Source organism: Rheinheimera muenzenbergensis (assembly GCF_036984005.1).
Taxonomy (GTDB): Bacteria; Pseudomonadota; Gammaproteobacteria; order Enterobacterales; family Alteromonadaceae; genus Alishewanella; species Alishewanella muenzenbergensis.
The window spans coordinates 135,758-160,385 of the sequence record NZ_JALAAR010000003.1 but is presented as its reverse complement, the minus strand read 5'-3'; the positions used below and the strand labels follow the sequence as shown (position 1 = coordinate 160,385).

Here is a 24,628-nt window from a genome sequence, read left to right as displayed (position 1 = left end):
ATGCGTTTAAACAAGCTTACAATCGGAAGCAGCAAGGATAGCCCTACACATCATTTTAAAAATCTGAAAAATGTCACTATCGATTTTGATCAAGATCATTGGGTAACCGTCGTTATTGGTTGGAATGGCACGGGCAAATCCAACGTGCTGGAAGCGCTCGCCACAATCTTTCGTGATTTAATAGCATTGAAGGTAAGACCATCATTTGCTTTCAAACTTCGCTACCGCATGGGGAATGGTGAAAATCTGCGTAGTGTCTACATAGACTCAGATCCCGATCGAGGTGACGTAATCCAATTTTTTTCAGGCTCAGAGAAAGATATTGACGATGTTTGTAAGCTAACTGCAACCCAGAATCTGCAATTGGGATATTATGTCGATGCACAAGTGCACAACATAGCCTTACATCCAACGCTCAACAGGTGTCGAATCCACTTATCTGAATTTTTAAAGGATGACAGTTCATATTTGCCTCGCTACGTTTTCTCCTATTACTCAGGTGAAAGTAGCCGGATGTATGAAATTTTCAGGCCTTATCTGGAAAAATACGATAAAAAGTTAAGGAATGGCGAAGATCCTGGGCTAAAGCGTCTGTTTTATGCCATGCCTGTCCATAGTCAGTTTGTGTTGTTGGCGTTTTTGATCCAACAGTCTGATGTAATTCGTGAATTTCTCGATCAACATTTAGGGCTCGATCGTGAAGAAGGTATCGAGTCCGTGTTGTTTGTGTTACGTCAACCACCTTGGAAATCCAAAGCAAAAGATGGAGACTCACGCTTTTGGAATGCTCGTGGCGTTGTAAGTGACTTTTTATCGAGGCTCCATGATATCGCGATCGCTCCTGTAGAAGTCAGTCGAAGTGTATCGACTTCTATTTGGAACAAAAAAAAACTTAAATTCAAATATCTATTTGTTAAGGATATTGCCGCCCTTCGTCAACTGGTGGGCAAGCAATCGCCAGCTCAGTTCTTTCGTGATTTAGAGAGCACCTATGTATCTGAACTAATCGAAGAGGTGCGCATTCGTGTCCGTCTGAAAAAGAATGATGGCAGTGTTACCTTCCGAGAGTTGAGTGAGGGCGAGCAGCAACTGTTAACTGTGCTGGGCCTACTGCGATTTACAGCAGAAGATGAAAGCCTATTTTTATTGGATGAGCCGGATACCCATCTGAATCCGCGTTGGAGTGTGGATTACATCTCGTATCTCAAGCAGTTTATTGCTAGTGGCACTCGTCAAGAGGAAACCAGCCATATCCTGCTAACTACCCACAATCCCCTAGCAATTGCTGAACTTGACCGTGAACAGGTTCAAATCTTGCGAATGCAAAAATCGGATGAGCAACGACAAATCGTGGCGTGTTATCCCGAAATGGCACCTCGTGGCATGGGTTACGCAGCGATTGTAACCAGCGATATGTTTGGCATTGCATCGTCATTGGATTTGCCAACTCAAGAACTGCTGGAAAAACAGCGCGCTTTTGCAGCAAAAGATAAACTTTTGCGAGATGAACAGCTTGAGTTGGACGACATTAACTCTCAGCTGGATCGGCTTGGTTTTCGTTTCTTTCATCCCGATGATGAGTACTCGCGTTATCTACGCCTACGAAACGACATCCTCATTGAGCACTTTAAAACTGATAAGCCTGAGGCGCTCGCCAAGCAGGTTGTGCAAATGCCTCGTACTGATCGTGAAAGTTTGGCCAAACGCCTGATTGGCGAACTTGTCAATGAACTGCCGAGTTCTAATAAAGGGCGAGAAAAATGAGGTACGTAGACCGTGCCAAATTGATTAAACCAGTAGGTTGGAACCAACGTGCTCAAGCTGCAGCACAGCATGTGGCAGCCGGTGGCGATCCGAATGACCGATCTGCGGTCTGGCGCGAGCTAAAAGATGGATTGGCAGATTTGTTACACGACAAATGCTGGTTTTGCGAATCACCGGTTGACCGCTCCGATAACGCCGTTGATCATTTTAGGCCAAAGAATAGCGTCAGCGATGCGGAAAATCCTCATAGCGGCTACCGTTGGTTAGCTTTTGATGACAGCAACTTTCGTTACGCGTGTACTTACTGCAACAGCAGGCGTAAAGATCAAACTAATGGCACTGCGGGTGGTAAAGCGGATCGTTTCCCCTTGGTGAACGAAATACTGCGAGTTTACGCTGCTGGTGCGGTAGCGGCAGAGGTGCCGCTGCTGCTGGACCCGTGCGAACTGGGTGATTGGCGTCTGCTGGGTTGCCACCAAGAAAACGGCCAGCCTTGTGCTACCAGTGCGGATCCTATAGCCAAACGACGGGCAGATGCATCGATTGAAATTTATCATTTGCACTACGAGCCAACGTGTAAAAGGCGGCATGCCGCTGCTGTGCAACTCATGGCAGATGTTGACGAAGGTAAACGTTTATTCGATCTCGCGGCACAAGACCAAACTCGTGAACATGATTTCAAAGCGGTAGCTGCGCGACTGCGGCGTGCCATTGATCGTGATTCGCCTTACAGTGGCGACATGCATTTTCTTCTACGGGGTCAACGAAGTGATGCGCATCCGTGGATACAAGAACTTTTAGAGGCATAATATGAACACAAATACCTTGGTCCAGAAAGTCTGGAACTTCTGTCACACCCTGCGCGACGATGGCGTAGGTTATGGTGATTACCTTGAGCAACTGACCTATTTGTTGTTTCTGAAGCTTGCCCATGAATATGCGCAGGAGCCTTACAATCGCGATACCCACGTGCCAAAGGGCTACGACTGGCCTAGTTTGACATCCAAGGTTGGTGAGCCTTTAGAAGCGCAATATCTGTCGGTACTACACAAACTGGGGCAAGAACCCGGAATGCTTGGCGCGATATTCTTTAAAGCGCAAAACAAAATTCAGGACCCTGCAAAGCTTTCGCGCTTAGTGCAGCTAATTGATGCCGAAAATTGGATTAGTATGGATGCGGATACTAAGGGTGATTTATACGAAGGCCTGTTGCAGAAAAACGCGGAAGACACCAAAAGTGGCGCAGGCCAATACTTTACCCCACGCGCCATCATTCAAGCTATGGTGGCTTGTATCCGCCCACAGCCAATGAAGACGATTGCTGACCCAGCCTGTGGTACAGGCGGCTTTTTCCTGGTTGCCAATGAGTGGTTGTCTGGAACAGGTGACTGGCTAAAACAAAACGCTGATTGGTTAAAGCGTGATTTGCCAAAATTAAACACTGCACAAGCTAAGTTTTTGCGAAAAGAAACTTTTTTCGGCAACGAAATAGTTCCCAACACCCGCCGTATGTGTTTGATGAATTTATTTCTGCACAATATTGGTGAACTGGATGGTGAACCTACAGTTGATCGATCAGATGCTTTGATTTCTGAACCTAAGCGTAAAGTGGATTATGTTCTTGCCAACCCTCCATTTGGTAAAAAGAGTAGCATGACCATTACCAACGAAGACGGTGAAGAAGACAAAGATGCATTAACCTACGAACGCCAGGACTTTTGGGAAACTACGTCGAACAAACAGCTGAATTTTATGCAGCATATCGTCAGTATGTTAAATGTATCCGGTAAAGCAGCTGTAGTATTACCCGACAACGTGCTGTTTGAAGGTGGTGCAGGAGAGAAAATTCGCCGCAAATTACTAGAAAATTGTGATGTGCACACCATTTTACGCCTGCCTACGGGTATTTTTTATGCTCAAGGCGTTAAAGCAAACGTGGTGTTTTTTGATGCTAAACCAAAGAATGGTAACGTACATACCAAAGGTGTTTGGTTCTACGATTTACGTACAAACAAGCATTTCACCTTAAAAACACGCACGCTCAAATTGGACGACTTGCAAGACTTTGTGACTTGTTACAACCCTGAAAATCGACATGAGCGAACAGAAACTGAACGTTTCAAATATTATAGTTACGATGAGTTGATTGCCCGGGACAAAGCAAGCCTAGATATCTTCTGGTTAAAGGATGATAGCTTAGATAACCTTGACGATTTGCCACCTCCGGATGTGTTACAGCAAGAAATCATTGAGCATCTAGAAGCGGCTTTAATGTCATTTAGAGATGTTGCTGTTGGTTGAGGGCACAAGGGTTAATCAGTTGCCTAATCTTTAGTTGTCAAATTTGATTACACGGAGTTATGTAATGCCGGAAGCCACCGTGACCAGAGAAAATTTTCCAGTAACTTACGATCAACTGATGAACCCATTATTACGGGCATTAGGTGAACTCGGCGGCTCTGCATCTAACGCAGAGCTACTTGATAAGGTAATTGAGCTTGAAGGTTTCTCTGAAGAAGTTACTAGCGTATTACACAACCCTGAACGCGGAAATCAGACTGAAGTGGGTTATAGGTTAGCTTGGGCCCGCACTTACTTAAGGCAAGCTGGTTATTTGCTAAATTCTGCACGTGGTGTCTGGGCGTTAACAGATTTAGGGCATGAACACCCCACAGTAGACCCTGATTATATTGTACGGTTGGTTCAGGGCCGTTTAACAGATACAGCAGTAACGCCTGCTGGTGCTGAAGTTATTCCTGAAGATGAACTGCCTGAAGAAGCACTGGAATGGCGAGAGCAACTTCATCACATATTGATTAACCAGATGACGCCAGATGCATTTGAGCGGCTTACACAGCGTCTGCTGCGCGAATCTGGCTTTATAAATGTCCAGGTGACCGGTAGAACTGGTGATGGTGGCATTGATGGTAAGGGTATAGCGCGTATAAACGGCTTAATGAGCTTTCATATAGCCTTTCAGTGTAAAAAATACCAAGGCTCTGTTACTGCACCTGAGATCCGTAACTTCAGAGGAGCAACAATAGGTGTTGCTGATCGTGGTTTATTTATCACGACAGGCACATTCACGCGTGCGGCAATCGAAGAGGCGAACCGTATAGGCGCAGCCCCGATTGACCTTCTAGACGGTGATATGCTCGCGGATAAGCTAAAAGAGCTTTCACTGGGGGTCAAAACCGAGATGGTTGAGAAGGTGACGGTACAATCTGACTGGTTTACAACTATTTAAGTGGTCTGATTGAGAACGCTTTAAAATTGACTCTTACCCCAGGTTAGCTAAATGCAGAGATATTAAGCTTAAGAAGAACAGCATCACGTACCTTTGGATTAAAGTAGTAAGGACACAAAGCAGTAATGAACATCGAATGCCCCCATTGCGACACCGGCAACACCATCGAATTTGCCGAAAATATCAGCTGCCACAAATGCCAAAAGAGCTTTGCTGGTTTTTCGTTTAGAAAGATCACGGGCTCTATTTTTTCTACCGGCTTAATTTTGGTGGGTACGGCCATTATTGGCCAAAAAATTGACCGCGAATTTTTTGAAGCCGACCGCTATCCATCGGCAGCAATTTACGAAATTATTAGTTATTGCTCTAACCCACCTGGTGTGAATTTGACGAAGAATATGCAGCAGAGTTTAACCCGGTCTTGTGCTTGCGCACTGGATAAGACCATGCCTGATGTTAGCGGTAAGGATTTAAAACGGCAGTCTGCAGAGTTTGTGGAGCTGTTTAGCAAAAACTTAAAAAGCTGCCACTAAAAGGCCGGGTTGCCCCGGCCTTAGCTAAGCCTTATTTGCCTTTTGCTGGTGGGTTGTTACCACGGCCACCGCCTGATGGGTTGCCGGTTTTGCTTGGGCCATTTGGTGGTGCAGGGCGTGAGGCGGCATTTTTAGCAGCTGCACTGGTCGCCTTAGCAGCAAATGAGCCTTTAGGCACCACACCGCCGTTTGCTTTTGCGGTGGCTGATTGAATGCGAGCTGCGGCTGCTTTTGTCATAGGTGTAGACATTTGAATCTCCTTTGCGTATCAACGCATTGATAACGTTTTTGATTGGCCCGCAGCACCATTGCTGCGAACAGGAGTGATACTAAATTGCCGACAGGGACAATTCGGGACAATAAGCAGGTTAAACAGCTGCAAGACGAAATAATTGCTATGCAAAAACAGATGGGCTGGACTAAAGCCCGCTTGGCCGAAGTGATTTATTGCGAGTTGAACGAAGAAGATGAGGATGATGAAGATGCCAGCATCCAGAAATTTACTGAAAGCCTTAAGAAGCAGTTAAAGCGCGACAGCACGCCTCCAGAGCTGTTAAAACGATATATCCGCATTATTTGTAACCATGACGACTACCGCAAAGCAGGTAGGGTCGTCGCTAATCCAGTACTTATTGGTGCTGTCGATATCAGTATCTTGCGTGGCGTTAGCGCCGCCTCTAAGCGGCTGCTGCAGGATATGGAATATGACACCGAGCTTTAAATTTTCAATTATTTACCCGAGGCAATATGTATAACGCAGTTCAAGAGATGGCACAAAGGGTAGCCAAGCGATACGGCAAGGCGCTTTCACACTTCAGACCCTGTAAACCCGGCAGCGAGCTGCTAGAGCAAAACCTGATAACGCTGTTGTCGCATGAGTTTTTAGCAATGTACAGTGAAGATGAGCGTTGCATGGCGTTTAGTGAAATTCCTTTTAAATCTGCAGCTAATCCGAATAATTGGTGTAATCGACTGGATGGTTTCTTAGCTAATTCCGACGTAGCCTATTTGGTTGAAGCGAAAAGCTCTAAACATAAAGATTACCTTATTGCTGATATCAAAGCGGATCTGGATAGGATTAAGTCCGATGTCTTAAAAGATAGCTTTGCGGAAATGGCTTCGACAGGTGGTAGGGCATATAAACTGCCGCCGAGTGTTCGTGGCTTAGTCATCGCAGATTTTTGGTGTTTATCGGACAAATTGCCCTGGTTTAATGAGAGTGAATTTGAAGCTAGTCTTCTACCTGAACATAAGGTAAAGGCTTTAGTTGAAAAAATTGGCACCTTTGGTCGTTACAACTATTTTTTGCTCGTTGCTCAAACTGACACATTAGATTGGTAAGGCAGCAGAAATAATGCAGACAGATGTATTTGATGACATTTTATGTCAGCTGTTGGACGACGAGTTAGCAATGCTGCGAACAGAATTTGCAGCAATTATGAATTCGTTAAACAATGCTGGCGCGGGTTTTTTCTTAATCGGTGACGTCGCTGTTGCAGAATATACCAATCCCTTTGCAACTACCGAGTTGGATATTCAACTGTTAAATCATTCACTGTCTGATGCCCATCAAATACTAAGCGTGCTTAACCTGGATTTTATTGCTCATGGTAACCAGCTAATTATTAAGAGTAAGCAGTTAAGTGAGCGAGAATATGACTATCGCATTTATTTGCATGCACCTATTCATTTTGTCAGCCAACATTACAAGCAGGGCAGGTCGGCAAAGGTTTTAGGTATCCAAGGCGTACCAGTTTCAGATATTCAAACACTGGTATGGTTTCAGCTTCACTGGATGTTAGCTGGTGGCAGACACTGCAAACTTCAATATAAGGTGCATCTGGCGCAATTATTTGGAGCAGAACTGTTTAAAATTGAAGAAGCGCGTCGTTGGCTAATTGAGAGCAGCAATGCTTCAATGATTAGCCTGTTCAATAAGGTTGTTTCCGATATTGAAAATGCCAAGCTAAATCCAGGTTTGACGTGGGGCGAAGTGCAGGAACTAAAACGACTTCAGCACGAGCCATCTCCCAAGGCTGAAACGGATTTTCTATTAAGTGAAAAAAACGGCGGGATACCCCGCCGTTAAGTTAAAGCTTCGTCATAATGTCCCAGTAATACATAGCCACTTCCATATAGATATCCGGCGGTAAGCCGAATATGGCCTCAAAATCATCCGCGTGCTGTATACAGAACTCAGCAATCTCTGCAGAGCAAGCTGAAAGCACCCGGTACATCTCATCGCCTTCTAGGTATTGCGCAGCGCTGTGCTTGTCACGCAGCGTTTTACTGATGCTAATACCCAGGTTACGTCCGGCTTTGTCGCGGTGCAGGTAGATATAGTCCTCAAATACCTGCTCACCGTTGCTGCCTTTCTTCGTATTTGCCATTAGCAAATACGTAGAGGCATCATCCCATGGCGACTTGCTGGCTCGCTGGTACACCCGTATAGCACTGTTGTTATCCATTGTGTGGTCCTCATTTTTAAAATTACATGCCTCATGAGTAACTAGGAGCTGCACACAAAAATTTTCCGTACTTTTGAAAAAAAATTTATCTAAAAAATATTCACCTGAAAAAAGTTGCTTTAAATCAGGTAGATATTATCGTTTTGCAAATGCTTAGTAATTTAGGTGATTTTAAGATCTTGTAGTTAGCATTATTCCTGACGGCAAAAGCAGGAACCTTGAGCCTTTATTTCAGACCAGGAGGTCACTAAGCGCTAAGAGGTTGTGTGTTGCTAAACATGGGGTCTACAGCAAGAGCATATAACGGAGCTTCTGATATCAGAAGCTCTGGCTTTGCTGTTTACCCACACGAAGACATACCCACTTTAATAACCTTAACTGAAGCGGCAAAAAAACTGGGGGTTGAAAGAGAGTATGCCGTCGACTGGTTAAAAGAAAGAAAAGTAGTAATAGTCGATTACCTATTCAAGGACGAACCACAGTTCCTGCGGGTGGAAATATTTGCCTGTATTCATAGCCTTTATCAGAAAAGTGCTCAAGCTGAAATGCACCGTTCAGCAACGCCACATAGCCGCTTAGAATCGGATGGTTGGGATAATAGCGTTGTAACTGATGTTGCTGTGGTTGGGCTTTCATCAGCGCATTACGACGTTAGGGAGCAAAATCCCGCTCCGGCAGGTCCCGCCAATATTGACGGTACTGCGGATGCTAAGGTCGGGCGATTAGAACAGGCTGCACCTGCGGCTCGGGAAGCTGACGTTTCACAGGCAGAGCCATTAGTCAAAGCAGATTCTATGGTTCAAGCCGCTCCGTTGACTAAGCCAGCTCCTGTTACCCAGGCGGCTTCAATGATTCAAGGGGAGCCTGAAGTTCAGCCTGCTGATAAAGCTCAAGCTGCTACTAAGCAGCAAACCGAATTGTTTGCTGCGCCTGCTCCTGTAAAACAACCAGCCTTTTCGATTCAGGGTGAAGCTACGGCCACGCCAGCTCCTCCGGTGAAGGCGGATGCTAAGGCTCAAGTTAGACCAATAGTTCAGCCTTCACCTGCGACGCAAGCTGCTACTGCGATTCAGCCTGAAGCCGCAGCCATACCAGCTCCTCCAGCTAAAGCGGATGCTGATGTTCAAGTTACACCGATAGTGCAGGCTTCTCCTGCAGTAAATACTGCTTCTGTGGATCAACCTGCGCCGTTTGATCAGAATGAACCTGTTGCACAGGCCTCTTCTATGGCTCTATCCGAGCCGGAAATTCAGCATGCTGGTGAAGTTGCTGCAGAGGGTAAAGATATTTCAGTAACTCAGAACGATCCTGATGCACAAACTGCTGCTGTGGTGACAGCTAAAACCACCGTCGACCACTTGGCAAGTGTTGAGCAATTTAAACTTTTCTTAAAATCATTGCCGGAGAAAGGTACTCATCCAGTCCCTGGCTACAAATATATTAAAGTTAGGGTTAATCAGGGAAGTAGGGTTATTTTTGTTGTTGTAAAGGGGAAGCCGGATAACCAAAGGCATACATTACTTACTCATCAGAATAATACTGAGTTTGACGAACAGGTTTTAGCATTCGTTATAGCGTCATATCGCAATTTTTTACGGCAATACGAAGCCAGGCCAATTTTTGGGTTAATCAATTGGCTGCCGAATGCAGCAAAAACACGTATTACAACACCGAAGCAGCTGCTGGCGTTTGAACTCGAGCATAAAGATTGGACTTCTAAAGACACTAAGCGCAAAGCGAGAAATATATTTAAACGTTACTTCGACTGTAAAGAGGGTGACCTCGACTTGCGCGATGCTAAAACATGCCATTTGGAAGCTATCTTTGTCGACAAAGCTGCAAAAAGTGATACTCCTTCTGACCGGGATGAATTAGTTAAACGCCTGAAAGCTGCCTTAAATTTTGCTTATGATCATCCTAATGTTGAAAAACTTGAATTTGGCAGGTCGATTGAGAACCTCCGCAGAAACAGAGAGAGTTATCAACACTTGCCAGATTTAAAAACATATGTCAGTCACTTATGCAAAGCGGTTGAGTTTGGGTTTTATGATTTGGCCTTATTTATGCTTATGCAAGAGCAACTCTTCACCCGAGTAAAACGGTCGATATTGTTGAGACAAAATGACATAAACTTTGATGAATGTTTAGTCAAAATCTTAGGGCATGAACATAAAAACCATAAAAATGCATACTACTACTTTCCAGTACAGTTAATTCCATTACTTCGTGCTGTTATTGACAAACGTAGTAGTAATCATCAACGGCGAAACCCTTTTATATTCCCTTCATCGACTAAAGATACGGTAAGTAAAGCAGACTTTTACAACGAGTTTGGTTTGGTCCGTGATTCGCTTATCGCTTCTGTAAAACAACAAACAGAGAATGGATTTAGTGAGGAGGCACTAGAGATTAGCAAGTTTACCTTTCATCGCATTCGAAATCTGAACTTAGACTTGTTGTATAAAATTAATGTTTGGGAGGGGCAGGCAGAGAACGCTCATAACCGCAAGGTTAGCGATAAAGCGAAAGCATACGAAGATTTATCACCTCGTCGTCAGCGTGAATTTAAAAGCGAGAAATACCAATACATCGCTGAACAGTACCCAGAATATGATGAAGCGGTTAAACGTATTACAGCTCACTACGGTGCGAATTAAAGTGCCTGCAACCCTATCCCCTTACCACGCCATTAAGAATACCGGATTTGCGACAGAGTCGGACTGCGAAAAAACATTCTTAAACCAATTTGTTTGGGTTTTTCTTCTGCATGTATTGGTGTTAACCAGCAGAAATTACACTGGCAAGAATCACACAAAATACAAAGTATTGGACAAAAACGAATGCATGATTAAGATACAGGGTGTAAAAAAAGGTGTAAAAATATTTGCTGAAATCGCTGCAGGCCTTGATTTTAAAGGCTTGCAGGGTAGGGGATGGTGGCCCCAGCTGGACTCGAACCAGCGACCGATCGATTATGAGTCGAGCGCTCTAACCAACTGAGCTATGGGGCCATGTGAAACTTTTTAATCAGCTGCCAGGGTACATCCTGTAGCTTCATTCCGGCTCGACCATCCACGGTCTCGCCTTCGTGTCTTTCGGTGTGACGTTAGGTCACACCTCATCGCCTTGCGGCGACCGCCCCTCAGCCAACTGAGCTATGGGGCCATTTGTTGCATGCTGTCTGTATGGAACTTACAGCGGCAGGCAGTATAAAAACTTTTACTGGCTTTGTCATCCGCCAAGGTGACCTAACTGCGGTTAATTGCTGCTTTTTTAAACGTAATGCAGCAGAAATAATAAAGGCGCCGTATTGGCGCCCTTATTTGCAGAGTGGCTAACGTCGCCGCTTATTCGTCTAAGAAGCTTTTTAACACTTCTGACCGTGACGGGTGGCGCAATTTGCGCAGCGCTTTAGCTTCAATCTGACGAATACGCTCACGCGTTACGTCGAATTGTTTGCCCACTTCTTCCAATGTATGGTCGGTGTTCATGTCGATACCGAAACGCATCCGCAGTACTTTGGCTTCGCGGGCGGTTAAGCCGGCCAGTACTTCGTTAGTCGCGTTTTTCAGGCTTTCCATGGTGGCCGAATCCAGCGGTGATTCACCACTGCTGTCTTCGATAAAGTCGCCCAGATGCGAATCTTCATCATCACCAATCGGCGTTTCCATTGAAATCGGCTCTTTAGCGATTTTCAGCACCTTACGGATTTTATCTTCCGGCATTTGCATGCGTTCTGATAGTTCTTCCGGTGATGGCTCGCGGCCCATTTCCTGCAACATCTGCCGTGAAATACGATTTAGTTTGTTGATGGTTTCAATCATATGCACCGGAATACGGATGGTGCGCGCCTGATCCGCGATCGAGCGGGTAATGGCCTGACGGATCCACCAGGTGGCGTAAGTAGAAAACTTATAGCCACGGCGGTATTCGAACTTATCTACCGCTTTCATCAGACCGATATTACCTTCCTGAATTAAATCAAGGAATTGCAAACCACGGTTGGTGTATTTTTTCGCGATAGAAATTACCAGACGTAAGTTGGCTTCAACCATCTCTTTTTTCGCGCGGCGGGCTTTGGCTTCGCCGATCGACATACGACGGTTAATATCTTTAATTTTAAAGATGCTTAAGCCGGTTTCTTCTTCAACTTTTTTCAGTTTTTCAATGCTGCGAACCAGCTCTTCTTTATGCTCGTCCAGCTTAGCGGAGTAGGGCTTATTGCCCGCTATTTCAGCATCTAACCAGGCGGTAGAAGTTTCAAAACCGGTAAAGGCTTTAACGAAGTTTTTCTTCGGCATTTTGGCGTATTCAACGCAGTGTTTCATCACAATGCGCTCTTGCACCCGCACCCGGTCCATCATTTCGCGCATGTTTTTAACCAGGCGATCGAATTGCTTAGGTACCAGGCGGAAGCAGCGGAATACTTCGCTTAATTTTTCGATTTCAGCTTTAGTGGTGGCGTGTTCACGGCCATTTTGCACGATAGAGTTACGGGTAACCTCGTACTGGGTACGCAGTTCGCCAAATTTTTCGCGGGCAACTTCAGGATCCGGGCCGCTGTCGCCGTCGTCAGAGTCGGCATCATCGTCATCGTCGTCGCTATCGTCATCGTCGTCCAGTTGGTCTTCCGGTACTTCCGAGCCGATATGGCTGCCAGCTATAGGTGCTTCGTCAACGTCGTTCGGGTCGATAAAGGCGGTAACAATGTCACTTAAGCGAATTTCTTCGGCTTCGTACTTGTCCCATTGCTCTAACAGGTAAGTAATAGCTTCCGGGTATTCGGCAACTGAACTTTGTACAGTATTAATGCCGTCTTCAATCCGTTTGGCGATATCTATTTCGCCTTCACGGGTTAAAAGTTCAACTGTACCCATTTCCCGCATGTACATCCGTACCGGATCGGTAGTGCGGCCCAGCTCTTTATCCACGCTAACCAGCGCCTGCGCCGCTTCTTCAACCGCGTCTTCATCGGTGGTGGCATCGGTCATGATCAGATCATCGGCGTCGGGTGCGGTTTCAAACACCTGAATACCCATGTCGTTGATCATGCGGATAATGTCTTCTATCTGATCAGAATCGATAATGTCTTGTGGCAGGTGATCGTTCACCTCCGCAAAGGTAAGGTAGCCTTGCTCTTTACCTTTGATGATCAGGAGTTTTAACTGCGACTGAGGATTTTGCTCCATAGAGACTTATCTTCCACCAATTTGATTAATGTAAAATTGCGAACTAGCGATTATAACAAAGCGCGGCTTTTCTAGCCAGCCGCATTAGGTCGCAAGCTTTGGTTTTTTGCTTTTCAGCGCTTGTAGCAACAACTTATACTCATGCCATTCGGCTTTGCTTAGTTGCTGCAGTTTGTCTTTTCGTTCCAGGGCTTCCAGCCGTTGTTGCAGATACTGATCTTCAATTGAATGAAAAGTATCGACAAATTCCTGTGACAATTGTTCTGGCTCGATCTGGTGATCCCAGGCGGCCAGTGTCATTAAAATGCCGTGTTCCGGTAGACCACGCCAGTGTTCAATCAGTTGCGCGGTGGTTAAATCCGCTTGCTGTAACAGCCGTTGCTGCAACGACAGTAATAGTGTTATGCCTGGAATATTGGCTTCGGCTAATTCCGGTGCATCGGGCATTACACTGGCTAAATTGGGGTATTGCAGCAATAAACCAATAGCCCGGCGCATAGGTGTTATTTTCATTGCTGCCGGTTTTACCCGGTTAGCAGAGCGGCTAGCGGCGGCTTTAGTGCGTTCGCGCGGCTTGCCCATTAGGTTAGCCAGTTTATCGCTTAAGCTGTCGCGATAAAATTCACTGGGAATTTGTTTAATCAGTTCGGCAGCCTTTACCGATAATGCTGATTTACCGGCGTCGGTGGCCGGGTCAAACTCTTGCACCAGATGCTCAAAGAAATACTGATTCAGTGGCATGGCGTTGGCAATGCGCTGCAAAAAGGCCGCTTTACCTTCTTTTTGTACCAGTGAATCGGGATCTTCGCCATCGGGTAAAAATACAAAATTCAGCTCGACACCATCTTTTAGCTGCGGCAGGGCACTTTGCAGAGCGCGCCAGGCGGCATCGCGACCGGCGCGGTCGCCATCGTAGCAGCACACCACGCGCGGTGTGTAACGAAATAGCGTATGCATATGGTCCGAGGTCGTGGCCGTACCCAAGCAGGCTACGGCAAAGCGGATATCATGTTCGGCCAGCGCCACCACGTCCATATAGCCTTCGACAACCAGGATTTGCTCAACATGGCCCGGCTGCTGGCGTACTTCATATAAACCATAAAGCTCGCGGCCTTTATGAAACAGCCGGCTTTCCGGTGAATTTAAATATTTTGGCGTGCCATCACCCAATACCCGGCCGCCAAAGGCGATAACCCGACCGCGTTTATCGCGAATGGGGAACATTAGCCGGTCACGGAAAAAGTCGTACTCACGGCCGTTATCGTTGCGATTGATAAGCCGCAGTTCGGTTAGCTGATCGCGCAGTTGACGGTTGTTCGTCGGGCTAAGCTGCTTTAACAAGCCATCCCAGCTTTCTGGCGCATAGCCCAGTGCAAAGTCGGTAACCGTTTGTGCACTTAAGCCGCGCTGGCTGATGTAATCACGCACGCGCTGGCTGTCGGGGTGTTGCTGCAGTTGTTGCTGATAATAGCTGGCAGCTTGTTGCATCAGGTTGTAGTCGTCGGCTTGTGCGGCCGGCCGGCTTTTCGCCGCGCCTTGTTCGCGTGGCACTTCGAGGTGATGCAGTTGTGCCAGTTCTTCAATGGCTTCAACAAACTCTAATTGCTCAAACTCCATCATAAAGCTGATGGCATTACCATGGGCGCCGCAACCAAAGCAGTGGTAAAACTGTTTATCCTGGCTAACGGTAAAAGAAGGTGATTTTTCGTTATGAAACGGGCAGCAAGCGGCGTAATTTCTACCGGCTTTTTTTAGCGGTACGCGCTGATCTATCAGTTCAACAATATCGGTACGGGCCAATAATTCGTCGATAAACTGTCTGGGGATTTGTCCTGCCACCTTTTTCCTTCGGCGTTGTTCAGAAAAAGACAAACCGTGCCTTGTGAGCACGGTATGCAGATGTCAACACTTTGAGCTTGTCGTTTGCCTGCGCCAGCAAGTGTAGCGCAGTACTTTGATGTCGCTCAGCTGATACGTTATTAGTACAGCTTGATGCGACGAGCGTTTTCGCGAGACATTTTCTTCGCGTGGCGCTTAACAGCAGCAGCCTTTTTACGCTTACGGATCCAGGTTGGCTTCTCGTAGAATTCTTTAGCGCGAACGTCAGCTAATACACCAGCTTTTTCGCAAGAGCGCTTGAAACGACGTAATGCTACGTCAAACGGTTCGTTTTCTTTTACTTTAACAACAGGCATTAAATTCTCACCTCAGGGCCAAATTGGTTATCTGTGAACCAATACGATTAAAAATGGTGCGGCATTTTACGCAAAAAGCCAACCCGATGTAAAGCGATTCTGCGATCTAAATCCGATCCTCTGGCTCTGCGCTGGCTGAGCCGCTACAATAGCCGGCTATTCTAGCCAAGTTGGGACCAAGATGCGAGTTTTAGGCATAGAAACTTCCTGTGATGAAACCGGTATTGCTATCTATGATGGTGAGCAGGGTTTATTAAGCCATGTATTGTACAGCCAGATCCCGCTACATGCCGATTACGGTGGTGTAGTGCCCGAGCTGGCATCGCGCGATCATATCCGTAAAACCATACCGCTGATAAAACAGGCGCTACGTGAAGCCAACTGCGATGCTGCCAGTATTGATGGTGTAGCTTACACTGCAGGCCCAGGCCTGGCGGGGGCTTTGCTGGTTGGGGCTGCAATTGGCCGCTCGCTGGCGATGGCCTGGGATAAGCCGGCGCTGGCGGTACATCATATGGAAGGTCACTTGCTGGCACCTATGCTGGAAGAAACACCCCCAGAGTTTCCGTTTTTAGCGCTGTTGGTATCAGGCGGCCATACCCAGCTGGTTGCAGTAGAAGGCATAGGTCGTTATCAGTTGCTGGGCGAATCAATAGACGATGCCGCCGGTGAGGCCTTTGATAAAACTGCGAAACTGATGGGCCTGGATTATCCCGGTGGCCCTTTACTGGCCAAACTGGCCACGCAGGGCGACAATAAAAAATACAAGTTTCCGCGGCCGATGACTGACAGGCCCGGGCTGGATTTTAGCTTTAGCGGTTTAAAAACCTCGGCAGCGAATGTGATCGCCAAAGAAGGTAACAGCGCCGAAGTGCAGGCAGATATAGCAGCTTCATTTCAGCAGGCCGTCGTGGATACCTTAGTAATTAAATGCGAGCGGGCACTTGAGCAAACCGGTTATAAGCGGCTGGTGATTGCCGGTGGCGTGAGCGCCAATCTGTCACTGCGTGAACAGCTGGCGGTCTTGCTTAAACGCCGCGGCGGAGCAGTGTATTACCCACGCAAAGAATTTTGTACTGACAACGGCGCCATGATAGCACTGGCGGGCTATTACCGCTTAGCCGCCGGCCAGCAGCAGGATTTAACAATAGGCGTAACACCACGCTGGCCAATGCAGGATTTGCCGGCGGTTTAAGTTACTCCCGGATGCGTTTGGACTTATCCCAGACTTTGCTTTCTTTACCGCGCCACAAACGCACAACGTTTTCCCGGTGGCGCAGAATTATTAAAATGCTTAGCATAAGCACCGGCAAGGTATACAGCGGCTTAATAAACCAGGTAAACAGTGGTGCCAGGCCCACAGTAACTATAGCGGCCAGCGACGAGTAGCCCGTTAGCGCAACCAGTAAGATCCAGCTGGCGATCAGTAAACCGGCCAGATCCAGGCCAATTGGCATCATAGTGCCAAAGGCGGTCGCCACGGCTTTACCACCTTTAAAACCAAAAAACAGCGGGAAAATATGGCCCAGACAGGCGCAAATAGCTATGAGCCCCAGGTACAAAGGTTCGATTTGTAAAAAATACGAGCCCCATACCGGAACTGTGCCTTTTAATACATCAAACACCAACACCAGTACCGCCGGCAATTTGCCACCTAAGCGCAGCACATTAGTGGCGCCCGGATTGCCAGAACCGTGCAGACGTGGATCGGGCAGCCGGAACAGCTTGCTAACCAGCACCGCCGACGATATGGAACCGCACAAATACGCGGCCAGCATCATAAATCCAATCAGCAGGGTCATTTAGGCGGTTCCTCAGCACCGGTTTTTACGTTAAGATTGCGGCGTAATGTAAGGCCAGCAGAATATAGGGTTTTCGCGGTTTTACCTATCCGACCAGCCTACCTGAAACCGGCTATATCGCAAAGCGGAATTAACTGAATGGACACCATTTTTATAAAACAGCTACAAGTTGACACTGTAATTGGGGTGTATGACTGGGAAAAAACAATTCAGCAGCGCTTGTTGTTAGATATTGAACTTAAAACTGATATTCGTCAGGCGGCTGCAACAGACAATATTGGCCAGACGCTGGATTATGCGGTAATAGCACAGCGGGTTACGCAGTTAATTACCGCCGCGCCACTGGAGCTGATTGAAACAGTGGCCGAAAACGTGGCGCAACTGCTGCTTAGCGAATTCGCAACGACAGAAGTGAGTGTCACCGTATACAAACCTGATGCCCTGCCACAAGCGCAAACTGTAGGTGTAAGCATAGTGCGCCGGAGTAACTGATGGCGCGTATTTATATCAGCATAGGTAGCAATATAAACCGCAGTTACCATATTCAGGCCGCAGTCAGCGCGCTAAAGCAACACTTTGGCACAGTTCAGTTATCGTCGGTGTATGAAAGCGAAGCCGTCGGCTTTTGCGGTGATGCTTTTTACAATCTGGTGGCTGCTACCGACACTGCGCTGAGCATTGCCGACTGCGTTAGTGTATTTAAACAAATTGAAGACGCTTATGGCCGGGATCGCAGCAGTGCGCGCTTTAGTGGCCGGACGCTGGATTTAGATTTACTGACTTATGACGATGCCGTGTGTGCCGAGCCAATAGCCTTACCACGCGCCGAGATCGGCGAAAATGCGTTTGTGTTATTGCCGTTGTCAGAACTGGCCCCGGCTGCTGTGCATCCTGTTTCAGGTAAAACCTATGCCGAGTTATGGCAACAATATGATAAACAACAAAAATTATGGCCAGTGCCATTTGATTGGGAGTAAGCAGTGAGTACAGTGGAAGTAATCATTCTGGCCATCATTCAGGGCCTGACCGAGTTTTTACCTATTTCATCCTCCGCCCATCTTATTTTACCTTCTGTCATTTTTGGCTGGCAGGATCAGGGTATAGTGTTTGATGTCGCAGTGCATGTTGGTACCTTACTGGCTGTGATGCTGTATTTTCGCCGTGATATTGGCCAGTTAACCGTAGGCTGGGTGCAAAGCTTTAGTGGCCGGCACAGTACCGACAGTAAACTGGCCTGGTGGGTTATTCTGGCCACTATACCGGCTGGTTTAGCAGGTTTACTGGCAGCCAAAGCAGATTTGGTTGATACCTCGCTGCGTTCGCCCTGGGTTATTGCCTGTACCACTATCCTATTTGGCCTGGCATTGTGGTGGGCTGATGCAACTGCAAAGCAGCAGCAGGCTATGGATAAGTTAAGCTGGAAACAAGCGTTATTTATTGGTGCGGCTCAGGCGTTGTCAATTATCCCCGGCACCTCGCGCTCTGGTATTACCATGACAGCGGCTATGTTAATAGGCCTGGATAAAGTCAGTGCCGCACGTTTTTCCTTTTTGCTGTCTATTCCTATTATTGTGCTCAGTGGTGGCTACCAGGCCAGCAAGCTGCTGGCCGAGCCGCAGCAATATGATGTGGCAGGTATTTTACTGGGCACTGTGCTGGCTTTTATCAGTGCCTTAATTTGTATTCATTTTTTCCTGAAAATTATCAGCCGTATGGGCATGTTGCCTTTTGTCATTTACCGTTTGGTATTGGGTGTCGGCCTGATTGTTTTTCTTGGCTGGTTCGCTGGTTAAGTAGTGTGTTCCTGCTGCTGGGCGGCCTTAATGGCCGCCAGGCGTGCAAGGTGCAACCCTTGTTTGATCGCTTCGCCTTTTAAGCCCTGAGCCACTAAGTCTTTCGCCGTTACCTGCCGGGCGGCATCTGCCAGATTTTGCAGATAATGTGCCTGTGGGTATGCTGCCTGCTCAAAACCGGTGCGGCCGCGTAAGTCTGCCGTGCAGCTTAGCAAAATCGCCTCTAAGCGTTCTGGCTTACGCCAGACATCTATCGCATTAAACAGCTTTAATACCGTGCTGCTTTTTAACTCGCGGGCGCGGTGTACCAGCTGATGATACTCGCATACCAGCAAGGCCAATTCGCGGCAGTCATTTGGTACGCGCAATCTGTCGCACAATTGATTGATCAGTGGCAGGCCTGTGTGTTCATGGCCATGATGTGATGGCCACAATTCCGGTTTGGTTACGCCTTTGCCTAAGTCATGCACCAGAGCGGCAAAACGGATATCAAGACGCGGCGACAGCAGAGCGGCTTGTTGCAATACCATTAGCATATGCACGCCGGTATCGATTTCCGGGTGCCACTGTTCTGGCTGCGGCACCCCCCAAAGTGCAGCGAGTTCTGGCATCAGCGCGGCTAAAGCACCGGTGTCATGCAGCAGCTGAAAATAAGCCTGCGGCGTTTGCTCGCTAAGTGCCTTGGCGGTTTCCTGCCACACCCGCTCAGGCGTTAACGTGCTCAGCTCGTCGCTTAACTGGCGCATCAGCGCCTGAGTTTCCGGCGCTACGGTAAAGCCAAGATGAGCATAACGGGCATAAAAGCGCGCCACACGCAGTACCCGCAGCGGATCTTCGGCAAAAGCCTCTGACACATGGCGTAGAATTTTATCTGCAATATCGGCGGCGCCGCCAAAGGGATCAACTAAGCTGCCATCATCGGCCTGGGCTATGGCATTTATCGTCAGATCGCGACGCAGTAAGTCCTGCTCTAACGTGACATCCGGTGCGGCATAAACGCTAAAACCGGTGTAGCCGCGGCCGCTTTTACGCTCGGTACGGGCCAGGGCATGTTCTTCTTTGGTGTCTGGATGTAAAAAAACCGGGAAATCTTTGCCCACCTGTTGATAGCCCGCATCCAGCATTTGCTGTGGTGTAGCACCTACTACTACCCAGTCCCGCTCGTGAAACGGGTAACCTAAAAGACTGTCGCGTACTGCACCACCTACCAGATATCGTTGCACCGGCTTTCCTGTCAGCTGATTTTTTGCCATTATACCTGTCGTCTTTTAAAATGCACGGTCGCAACAAATCGCGGCGCCCCAACCAGCAGGATGCAGTATGTACAGCGGATTTTTCGGTTTAACCAGCGCGCCGTTTTCGATTGCCCCCAACCCGGAGTTTATGTATTTAAGCCCGCGCCATGCTGAAGCGCTGGCCCATTTGCGCTTTGGCCTGGGAGAAGCCGGCGGCTTTGTGTTGTTAACCGGCGAAGTCGGCACCGGTAAAACCACGGTATCGCGCTGCTTATTGCAGGAATTAGATGAGCGAGCCGACGTGGCCTTTATTCTTAACCCGACACTATCCGAACTGGAATTGCTGGCCGCTATATGCGATGAGCTGAAAATCCGCTACAAGAAAACCGAAGCCAGCTTAAAACTACTGGGCGATAAAATAAAAGCCCGTTTGCTGAAAAACCACGCTGCCGGCAAACATACGCTACTAATTATCGATGAAGCTCAGCATCTGCAACCTGCGGTGCTGGAACAACTACGTTTGCTGACCAATCTGGAAACCAATACCCGTAAGTTGCTGCAGGTAATTTTAATTGGCCAACCCGAGTTGCAGCAATTACTTAAGCGCAATGACTTGCGTCAACTGGCGCAGCGCATTACCGCCCGGTATCATTTATTGCCGCTGAGCCTGGATGAAGTAAAACATTATCTGAAATTTCGCTTACAGGTTGCGGGTTGCAGCCGGCCGGTGTTCAGCGATGCGGCGGTGAAAAAGTTGTATCAGTTAAGTGGTGGCATACCGCGACTGTTAAATTTAATGGCCGACAGAGCCTTGTTGGGCGCTTACAGCCAGCAGCAGGCCCTGGTGAATGACAAGTTGGTGACCAAAGCAGCCGCGGAAATTCTGCCGTTGTCAGAGCAGGCGGTTAAAACCGCATTGCCGCGCTGGTTCTGGCCTGTCATTGGCCTTTGCGCTATAGTGCTGGGCTTCGCTCTGGCGATGCTGATACTGCCGTTGCTGGCAGCAAGATAATAGCGGGAAACCTATGTCGATCCTGATGGATGCGTTAAAACAACAAAGCTCAATTCAACCTGCTGTCAGTGATACCGCGGCCTTTTGGCGCAAACTGGCACTGATACTGGCATTGCTGGTGTCACTGCTAAGCGGTGTTTTGTTAGCTTATTGGCTGCAAAGCGGCACAGTTCAGCCACAGCCCAATATGGCTATAGTTGCTGAACCGGCAAAACCGACAGATATTCTGGCGGTGCTGCAACAACCATCAACGCCGGCCGTAACTGCAACTACAGCTTCGGCTGAAACGGTTAAGCAGCAGGAAGTTTTGCTACCAGAGACGCCGGTTAAACGGGTGACAGCGGCAGACAGCGACCCGCTACCGGACGAAGACCAAAGCAGTGCAGAGAGGGCTACCCAGGCCGACATAGTGGCTGATATGGCGGTATCAGATGAGCTGCGTGATAAGTTTTCTGAAGCGTTAAAAGCCACTGAACATGGCAGCGGCCATAGCACAGTGCGCAGCCACTCTGCACCGGCACAGGATATCAGCATGCTCGATGCCCGCCTGCTGCAGCAGATCCCGCCGCTGCGGTTTGATGCGCATGTGTATGCCACCAGTGCCGCACAGCGTTGGGTAAAGGTGAACGGTAAAACCTTGCAGGAAGGGCAGTGGGTGACCGCAGATATCCGTATTCGCGAAATTACGCCGCAGTATGTGCTGCTGCAGTTGGGTACACAGTTGTTTAGTATGTCGGCGCTAAGTGAATGGCCGTCTACTTAGGCTGACGGCTCGTGATGCTAGTGTTCTAAGATAAACTCTTTAAAAAAGCGTTGTATATCAATATTATATTCGGCCGGATCGACAGCGGTTTCAATTTTCTCACTGCAGTTTGCTGCTGCCAGATCCAGCTTAACCGGTTTTAGATAATGCCGCTGGCGGGCATTGTAAAACACCTTCACGACCGGACTTGCCAGTTTCGCCGGGTTGTTTTCCAGCACCAGTGCCAGCTTTTGGCTTTCCAGCTTTACCAGAGTGCCTGGCGGGTACATACCCACAGCGGCGATAAACTGTGTCACTAAATCAGCATCAAAATGGCTGGGGCTGTCTTTTCTAAGTATTTTCAATGCTTTAATGCTACTTTGGCCGTCTTTATATACCCGGGTAGCGGTTATGGCATCGTATGTATCGACAATGGCAATCATTCTGGCATGCTGTGATATCTGTTCAGCACTCAGGCCTTGCGGATAACCGCCACCGTCCAGCCGTTCATGATGATTGGCCGCAACATCGATACTGACCGCCGAAATGCCTTCGGTTTGCTGCAGAATATCCCGGCTGTATTCGACATGTTTGCGCATAGCGACAAACTCGTCATCGCTAAGACGGCCAGGCTTATTTAAAATAGCGTTGGGCACCCGTATCTTACCGATGTCATGCAACAAGGCGCCGGTGGCCAGTTGTTCTATGCTGTGGTCATCAAATTTCAAATGGCGGGCAAACACTGTCATCAGGATGGCGACATTAACCGAATGTTCCAGCAGATAGGCATCTTTGTCGCGCATGCGGCTAATGCACAGCAAGGCGTCCTGATTACGGAACAGCGAGTCGATAATGCCATCGGCACAGCGCTGAAAGTCGGCGACATTAATCGGCTTACCTTTAGCAATGTCGTTGAACGCCCGCTGTTGTAACTGGCGGGCTTTACGATACAGATTTTGTGCCTGTTTAATTTCTTTTGCCAACGGCAGCGGCTTGATGCGATCTTTTCGTGACGCCGGTGTTATCGTCGCGGCCATATTAAAGCTGCTGTCATCGTCAGCAGCCGGTTCGGTGTTAAGCTGCCGCGACGGGTCGACCTGCAGTGTCAGTACACCCTTTTGCCGTAACAGCTGAATTTGTGCTGGCTGCTTAATCAAGCCCTGAACTTTAACTAACCGGCCATCGGTTTGTGACGCAACGCCAACCACATACATACCGCAGACTAACTGATCTATTGTCACTGTAGTAAGCATAAATTTATCACAGCAAAAACTAATATAACCTAATACTAATGCTGGCAGCGCAACCGGGCAAGAGGGACAGGCACAAATGTTAACAAAATAGCAGGCCGGGCTGGCTAAAAGTAGTTACGCACATCCAGACCGTACTTTTTCAGCTCGACACAGCTGTCGACCTGCTCTTCCTGCTGGCGCGACAAATCAATAATTTTACTGGGGATATGGTGTTGGTGGCTGCTATGGTAAAACACTTTTACTTTGGGCAGGGTGGGTTTTTTCGGGTTGTTTTCCAGCACTAATGCCAGCTTGCCGCTGCTAAGTTTTACGACTGAGCCGGGCGGATAAATACCAATGCATTTAATAAACAACTGCGCTAACTCGCTATCTAGCTGGTGTGGCGTGCGCTCCAGTAAACTGCGTGACGCCGCCAGCGGCCCCTGCTTACTGTGTTGGCCGGACGACAGCTTTTCGTAGTAGTTTACGATAGCCAGCATGCGGCTGCCTTTGTCAATTTGACCGGCACTGATTTTGGGCGAGCCGGACCCATCCAGATGAGCGCAATGCTGGCTGATCCACAGTGAAATATCACCGGCCAGATTGGTGGTTTTACTCAGCGCCGTCAGGCTTGCCGGAATGGCGGCATGATCCTCCGCCTGCAGATTATCCGGCGTTATTGCTTTGCCGATGTCATGTAGCAAAGCCGCGGTGATCAGAGATTGAATTTTATGGGGTGGTAAATTCAGATAACGGGCAAAAGCGGCCATAAACACTGCGCAATTAATGCTGTGCTGCAACAGAGCGTCACTTTGCTCGGCAATGCGGCTTAAACACAACAGCACATCCTGATTGCGGCTGATCGACTCGGCCAGCCCGGCACTGACTTCGTACACCAGGGTTAGATCAATATTGTTGTTGCTGCGCACGGCATCCAGCATTTGCCGTTGTACTTTTTGTACCTGTACCAGGGCGCGTTCTGCTTTGGGTTGCTCATCACTAAACAAGGCCCGGCTGGTGACGTCCGGGGTTGGTTCAGCGGCTTTTTCTGCTGCCTGTTCAACCGGCGCTTTTTGCAGTAATTGCTTGTCAGGATCGGTTAATACGACCAGCACACCTTTTTGGCGAAGCTGTGCCACGGCCTGTGCTGTGCGCACCCAGCCGGCATGTTTAACGATAATATCGCCATTTTGCCGCAGAACCTGAACTACATAGCTCCCTGGCTGCAAATCGGCAATTTTTACTTCCTGATACGACATCTTGTGTTAGGCCAGCTCCTGCTTTAAACCACCCGAGAGTATAGCAGCTCAAGCTTAACTATATATTAACAATGAGACAATCTGTCATAAAGTGGCGATAACAGCCGCGGGGAAAATAAAAGCCCGGCGAACCGGGCTTGTATTAACGGCATGGTTG

General features: G+C 48.1%; 24 protein-coding genes and 1 tRNA gene. 15 read left to right on the top strand and 10 right to left on the bottom strand.

Annotated features, from left to right (window positions below):
* From MN202_RS04740 to MN202_RS04720, 5 genes are all read left to right on the top strand, one after another.
* Positions 1 to 1,764: an AAA family ATPase gene (locus MN202_RS04740; protein ID WP_335734942.1), complete on the top strand. Its 1,764-nt coding sequence runs from the start codon at positions 1 to 3 to the stop codon at positions 1,762 to 1,764.
* Positions 1,761 to 2,573, top strand: coding sequence for a hypothetical protein (locus MN202_RS04735; RefSeq protein WP_335734941.1), 813 nt, complete (start codon positions 1,761 to 1,763; stop codon positions 2,571 to 2,573). The genes MN202_RS04740 and MN202_RS04735 overlap by 4 nt, the downstream gene beginning before the upstream one ends.
* A gap of 1 nt (position 2,574) precedes the next feature.
* Positions 2,575 to 4,065 carry a class I SAM-dependent DNA methyltransferase gene (locus MN202_RS04730; RefSeq protein ID WP_335734940.1) on the top strand — a complete coding sequence of 497 codons (1,491 nt, stop codon included), beginning with the start codon at positions 2,575 to 2,577 and terminating at the stop codon, positions 4,063 to 4,065.
* A 79-nt stretch (positions 4,066 to 4,144) separates the two neighbouring features.
* Positions 4,145 to 5,011 carry a restriction endonuclease gene (locus MN202_RS04725; protein WP_335734939.1) on the top strand — a complete coding sequence of 289 codons (867 nt, stop codon included), beginning with the start codon at positions 4,145 to 4,147 and terminating at the stop codon, positions 5,009 to 5,011.
* A 125-nt stretch (positions 5,012 to 5,136) separates the two neighbouring features.
* Positions 5,137 to 5,544: a hypothetical protein gene (locus MN202_RS04720; protein ID WP_335734938.1), complete on the top strand. Its 408-nt coding sequence runs from the start codon at positions 5,137 to 5,139 to the stop codon at positions 5,542 to 5,544.
* Between the two features lie 31 nt (positions 5,545 to 5,575).
* Here MN202_RS04720 and MN202_RS04715 read toward each other — a convergent pair whose 3' ends face one another.
* The gene (locus MN202_RS04715; protein ID WP_305977478.1) at positions 5,576 to 5,794 is read right to left on the bottom strand and encodes a hypothetical protein; all 219 of its coding nucleotides are present in this window, start codon (positions 5,792 to 5,794) and stop codon (positions 5,576 to 5,578) included.
* A gap of 84 nt (positions 5,795 to 5,878) precedes the next feature.
* Here MN202_RS04715 and MN202_RS04710 point away from each other — a divergent pair, with 84 nt between their 5' ends.
* Genes MN202_RS04710 through MN202_RS04700 form a run of 3 tightly spaced genes read left to right on the top strand, consistent with a single transcriptional unit; the run spans position 5,879 to position 7,633 of the window.
* The gene (locus MN202_RS04710) at positions 5,879 to 6,265 is read left to right on the top strand and encodes a hypothetical protein (protein ID WP_335734937.1); all 387 of its coding nucleotides are present in this window, start codon (positions 5,879 to 5,881) and stop codon (positions 6,263 to 6,265) included.
* A gap of 26 nt (positions 6,266 to 6,291) precedes the next feature.
* Positions 6,292 to 6,885 carry a hypothetical protein gene (locus MN202_RS04705; protein ID WP_335734936.1) on the top strand — a complete coding sequence of 198 codons (594 nt, stop codon included), beginning with the start codon at positions 6,292 to 6,294 and terminating at the stop codon, positions 6,883 to 6,885.
* A 13-nt stretch (positions 6,886 to 6,898) separates the two neighbouring features.
* Positions 6,899 to 7,633 (top strand): hypothetical protein, encoded by a 735-nt coding sequence (locus MN202_RS04700; protein ID WP_335734935.1) that lies wholly within the window; start codon positions 6,899 to 6,901, stop codon positions 7,631 to 7,633.
* A gap of 1 nt (position 7,634) precedes the next feature.
* Here MN202_RS04700 and MN202_RS04695 read toward each other — a convergent pair whose 3' ends face one another.
* Positions 7,635 to 8,012, bottom strand: a complete 378-nt coding sequence (locus MN202_RS04695; protein ID WP_335734934.1) for a hypothetical protein — start codon at positions 8,010 to 8,012, stop codon at positions 7,635 to 7,637.
* Positions 8,013 to 8,278: 266 nt separating this feature from the next.
* Between MN202_RS04695 and MN202_RS04690 the strand changes: the two genes are divergently transcribed.
* Positions 8,279 to 10,669, top strand: a complete 2,391-nt coding sequence (locus tag MN202_RS04690) for a hypothetical protein (RefSeq protein WP_335734933.1) — start codon at positions 8,279 to 8,281, stop codon at positions 10,667 to 10,669.
* A 277-nt stretch (positions 10,670 to 10,946) separates the two neighbouring features.
* On the opposite strand, the gene MN202_RS04685 is transcribed toward MN202_RS04690, so the two are convergent.
* The 4 genes from MN202_RS04685 to rpsU all read right to left on the bottom strand — a co-directional run bounded on the left by MN202_RS04685 (position 10,947) and on the right by rpsU (position 15,396).
* Positions 10,947 to 11,023: transfer RNA gene (locus tag MN202_RS04685), tRNA-Ile, on the bottom strand.
* 336 nt (positions 11,024 to 11,359) lie between these two features.
* Complete coding sequence (gene rpoD / locus MN202_RS04680) at positions 11,360 to 13,201, bottom strand: RNA polymerase sigma factor RpoD (protein WP_335734932.1); 1,842 nt, start codon at positions 13,199 to 13,201, stop codon at positions 11,360 to 11,362.
* Positions 13,202 to 13,285: 84 nt separating this feature from the next.
* Positions 13,286 to 15,040, bottom strand: coding sequence for a DNA primase (gene dnaG / locus MN202_RS04675; protein ID WP_335734931.1), 1,755 nt, complete (start codon positions 15,038 to 15,040; stop codon positions 13,286 to 13,288).
* 140 nt (positions 15,041 to 15,180) lie between these two features.
* Positions 15,181 to 15,396, bottom strand: a complete 216-nt coding sequence (gene rpsU, locus MN202_RS04670) for a 30S ribosomal protein S21 (protein ID WP_335734930.1) — start codon at positions 15,394 to 15,396, stop codon at positions 15,181 to 15,183.
* A 181-nt stretch (positions 15,397 to 15,577) separates the two neighbouring features.
* On the opposite strand from rpsU, the gene tsaD reads away from it, so the two are divergent.
* Positions 15,578 to 16,591 carry a tRNA (adenosine(37)-N6)-threonylcarbamoyltransferase complex transferase subunit TsaD gene (gene tsaD / locus MN202_RS04665; RefSeq protein ID WP_335734929.1) on the top strand — a complete coding sequence of 338 codons (1,014 nt, stop codon included), beginning with the start codon at positions 15,578 to 15,580 and terminating at the stop codon, positions 16,589 to 16,591.
* A gap of 1 nt (position 16,592) precedes the next feature.
* On the opposite strand, the gene plsY is transcribed toward tsaD, so the two are convergent.
* On the bottom strand, positions 16,593 to 17,198 hold the full coding sequence (gene plsY, locus MN202_RS04660) for a glycerol-3-phosphate 1-O-acyltransferase PlsY (RefSeq protein WP_335734928.1): 606 nt from the start codon (positions 17,196 to 17,198) through the stop codon (positions 16,593 to 16,595).
* A 138-nt stretch (positions 17,199 to 17,336) separates the two neighbouring features.
* Between plsY and folB the strand changes: the two genes are divergently transcribed.
* Genes folB through MN202_RS04645 form a run of 3 tightly spaced genes read left to right on the top strand, consistent with a single transcriptional unit; the run spans position 17,337 to position 18,991 of the window.
* The gene (gene folB / locus MN202_RS04655; protein ID WP_335734927.1) at positions 17,337 to 17,690 is read left to right on the top strand and encodes a dihydroneopterin aldolase; all 354 of its coding nucleotides are present in this window, start codon (positions 17,337 to 17,339) and stop codon (positions 17,688 to 17,690) included.
* A complete protein-coding gene (folK, locus tag MN202_RS04650; RefSeq protein ID WP_335734926.1) occupies positions 17,690 to 18,175 on the top strand; it encodes a 2-amino-4-hydroxy-6-hydroxymethyldihydropteridine diphosphokinase in 486 nt (161 codons plus the stop codon). The genes folB and folK overlap by 1 nt, the downstream gene beginning before the upstream one ends.
* A gap of 3 nt (positions 18,176 to 18,178) precedes the next feature.
* Positions 18,179 to 18,991, top strand: coding sequence for an undecaprenyl-diphosphate phosphatase (locus MN202_RS04645; protein ID WP_335734925.1), 813 nt, complete (start codon positions 18,179 to 18,181; stop codon positions 18,989 to 18,991).
* Here the strand turns inward: MN202_RS04645 and MN202_RS04640 are convergent.
* Entirely contained in the window at positions 18,988 to 20,214 is a 1,227-nt protein-coding gene (locus MN202_RS04640) for a multifunctional CCA addition/repair protein (RefSeq protein ID WP_335735114.1), read from the bottom strand. The genes MN202_RS04645 and MN202_RS04640 overlap by 4 nt on opposite strands.
* Positions 20,215 to 20,311: 97 nt before the next feature.
* Between MN202_RS04640 and MN202_RS04635 the strand changes: the two genes are divergently transcribed.
* Complete coding sequence (locus tag MN202_RS04635; RefSeq protein WP_335734924.1) at positions 20,312 to 21,238, top strand: ExeA family protein; 927 nt, start codon at positions 20,312 to 20,314, stop codon at positions 21,236 to 21,238.
* A 13-nt stretch (positions 21,239 to 21,251) separates the two neighbouring features.
* The gene (locus tag MN202_RS04630; RefSeq protein ID WP_335734923.1) at positions 21,252 to 22,001 is read left to right on the top strand and encodes a general secretion pathway protein GspB; all 750 of its coding nucleotides are present in this window, start codon (positions 21,252 to 21,254) and stop codon (positions 21,999 to 22,001) included.
* 17 nt (positions 22,002 to 22,018) lie between these two features.
* Here the strand turns inward: MN202_RS04630 and MN202_RS04625 are convergent, their stop codons facing one another.
* Both MN202_RS04625 and MN202_RS04620 read right to left on the bottom strand, forming a co-directional pair.
* Positions 22,019 to 23,233, bottom strand: a complete 1,215-nt coding sequence (locus MN202_RS04625) for an HD-GYP domain-containing protein (RefSeq protein ID WP_335734922.1) — start codon at positions 23,231 to 23,233, stop codon at positions 22,019 to 22,021.
* Between the two features lie 104 nt (positions 23,234 to 23,337).
* Entirely contained in the window at positions 23,338 to 24,471 is a 1,134-nt protein-coding gene (locus MN202_RS04620) for an HD-GYP domain-containing protein (protein WP_335734921.1), read from the bottom strand.
* Positions 24,472 to 24,628 lie beyond the last annotated feature (157 nt).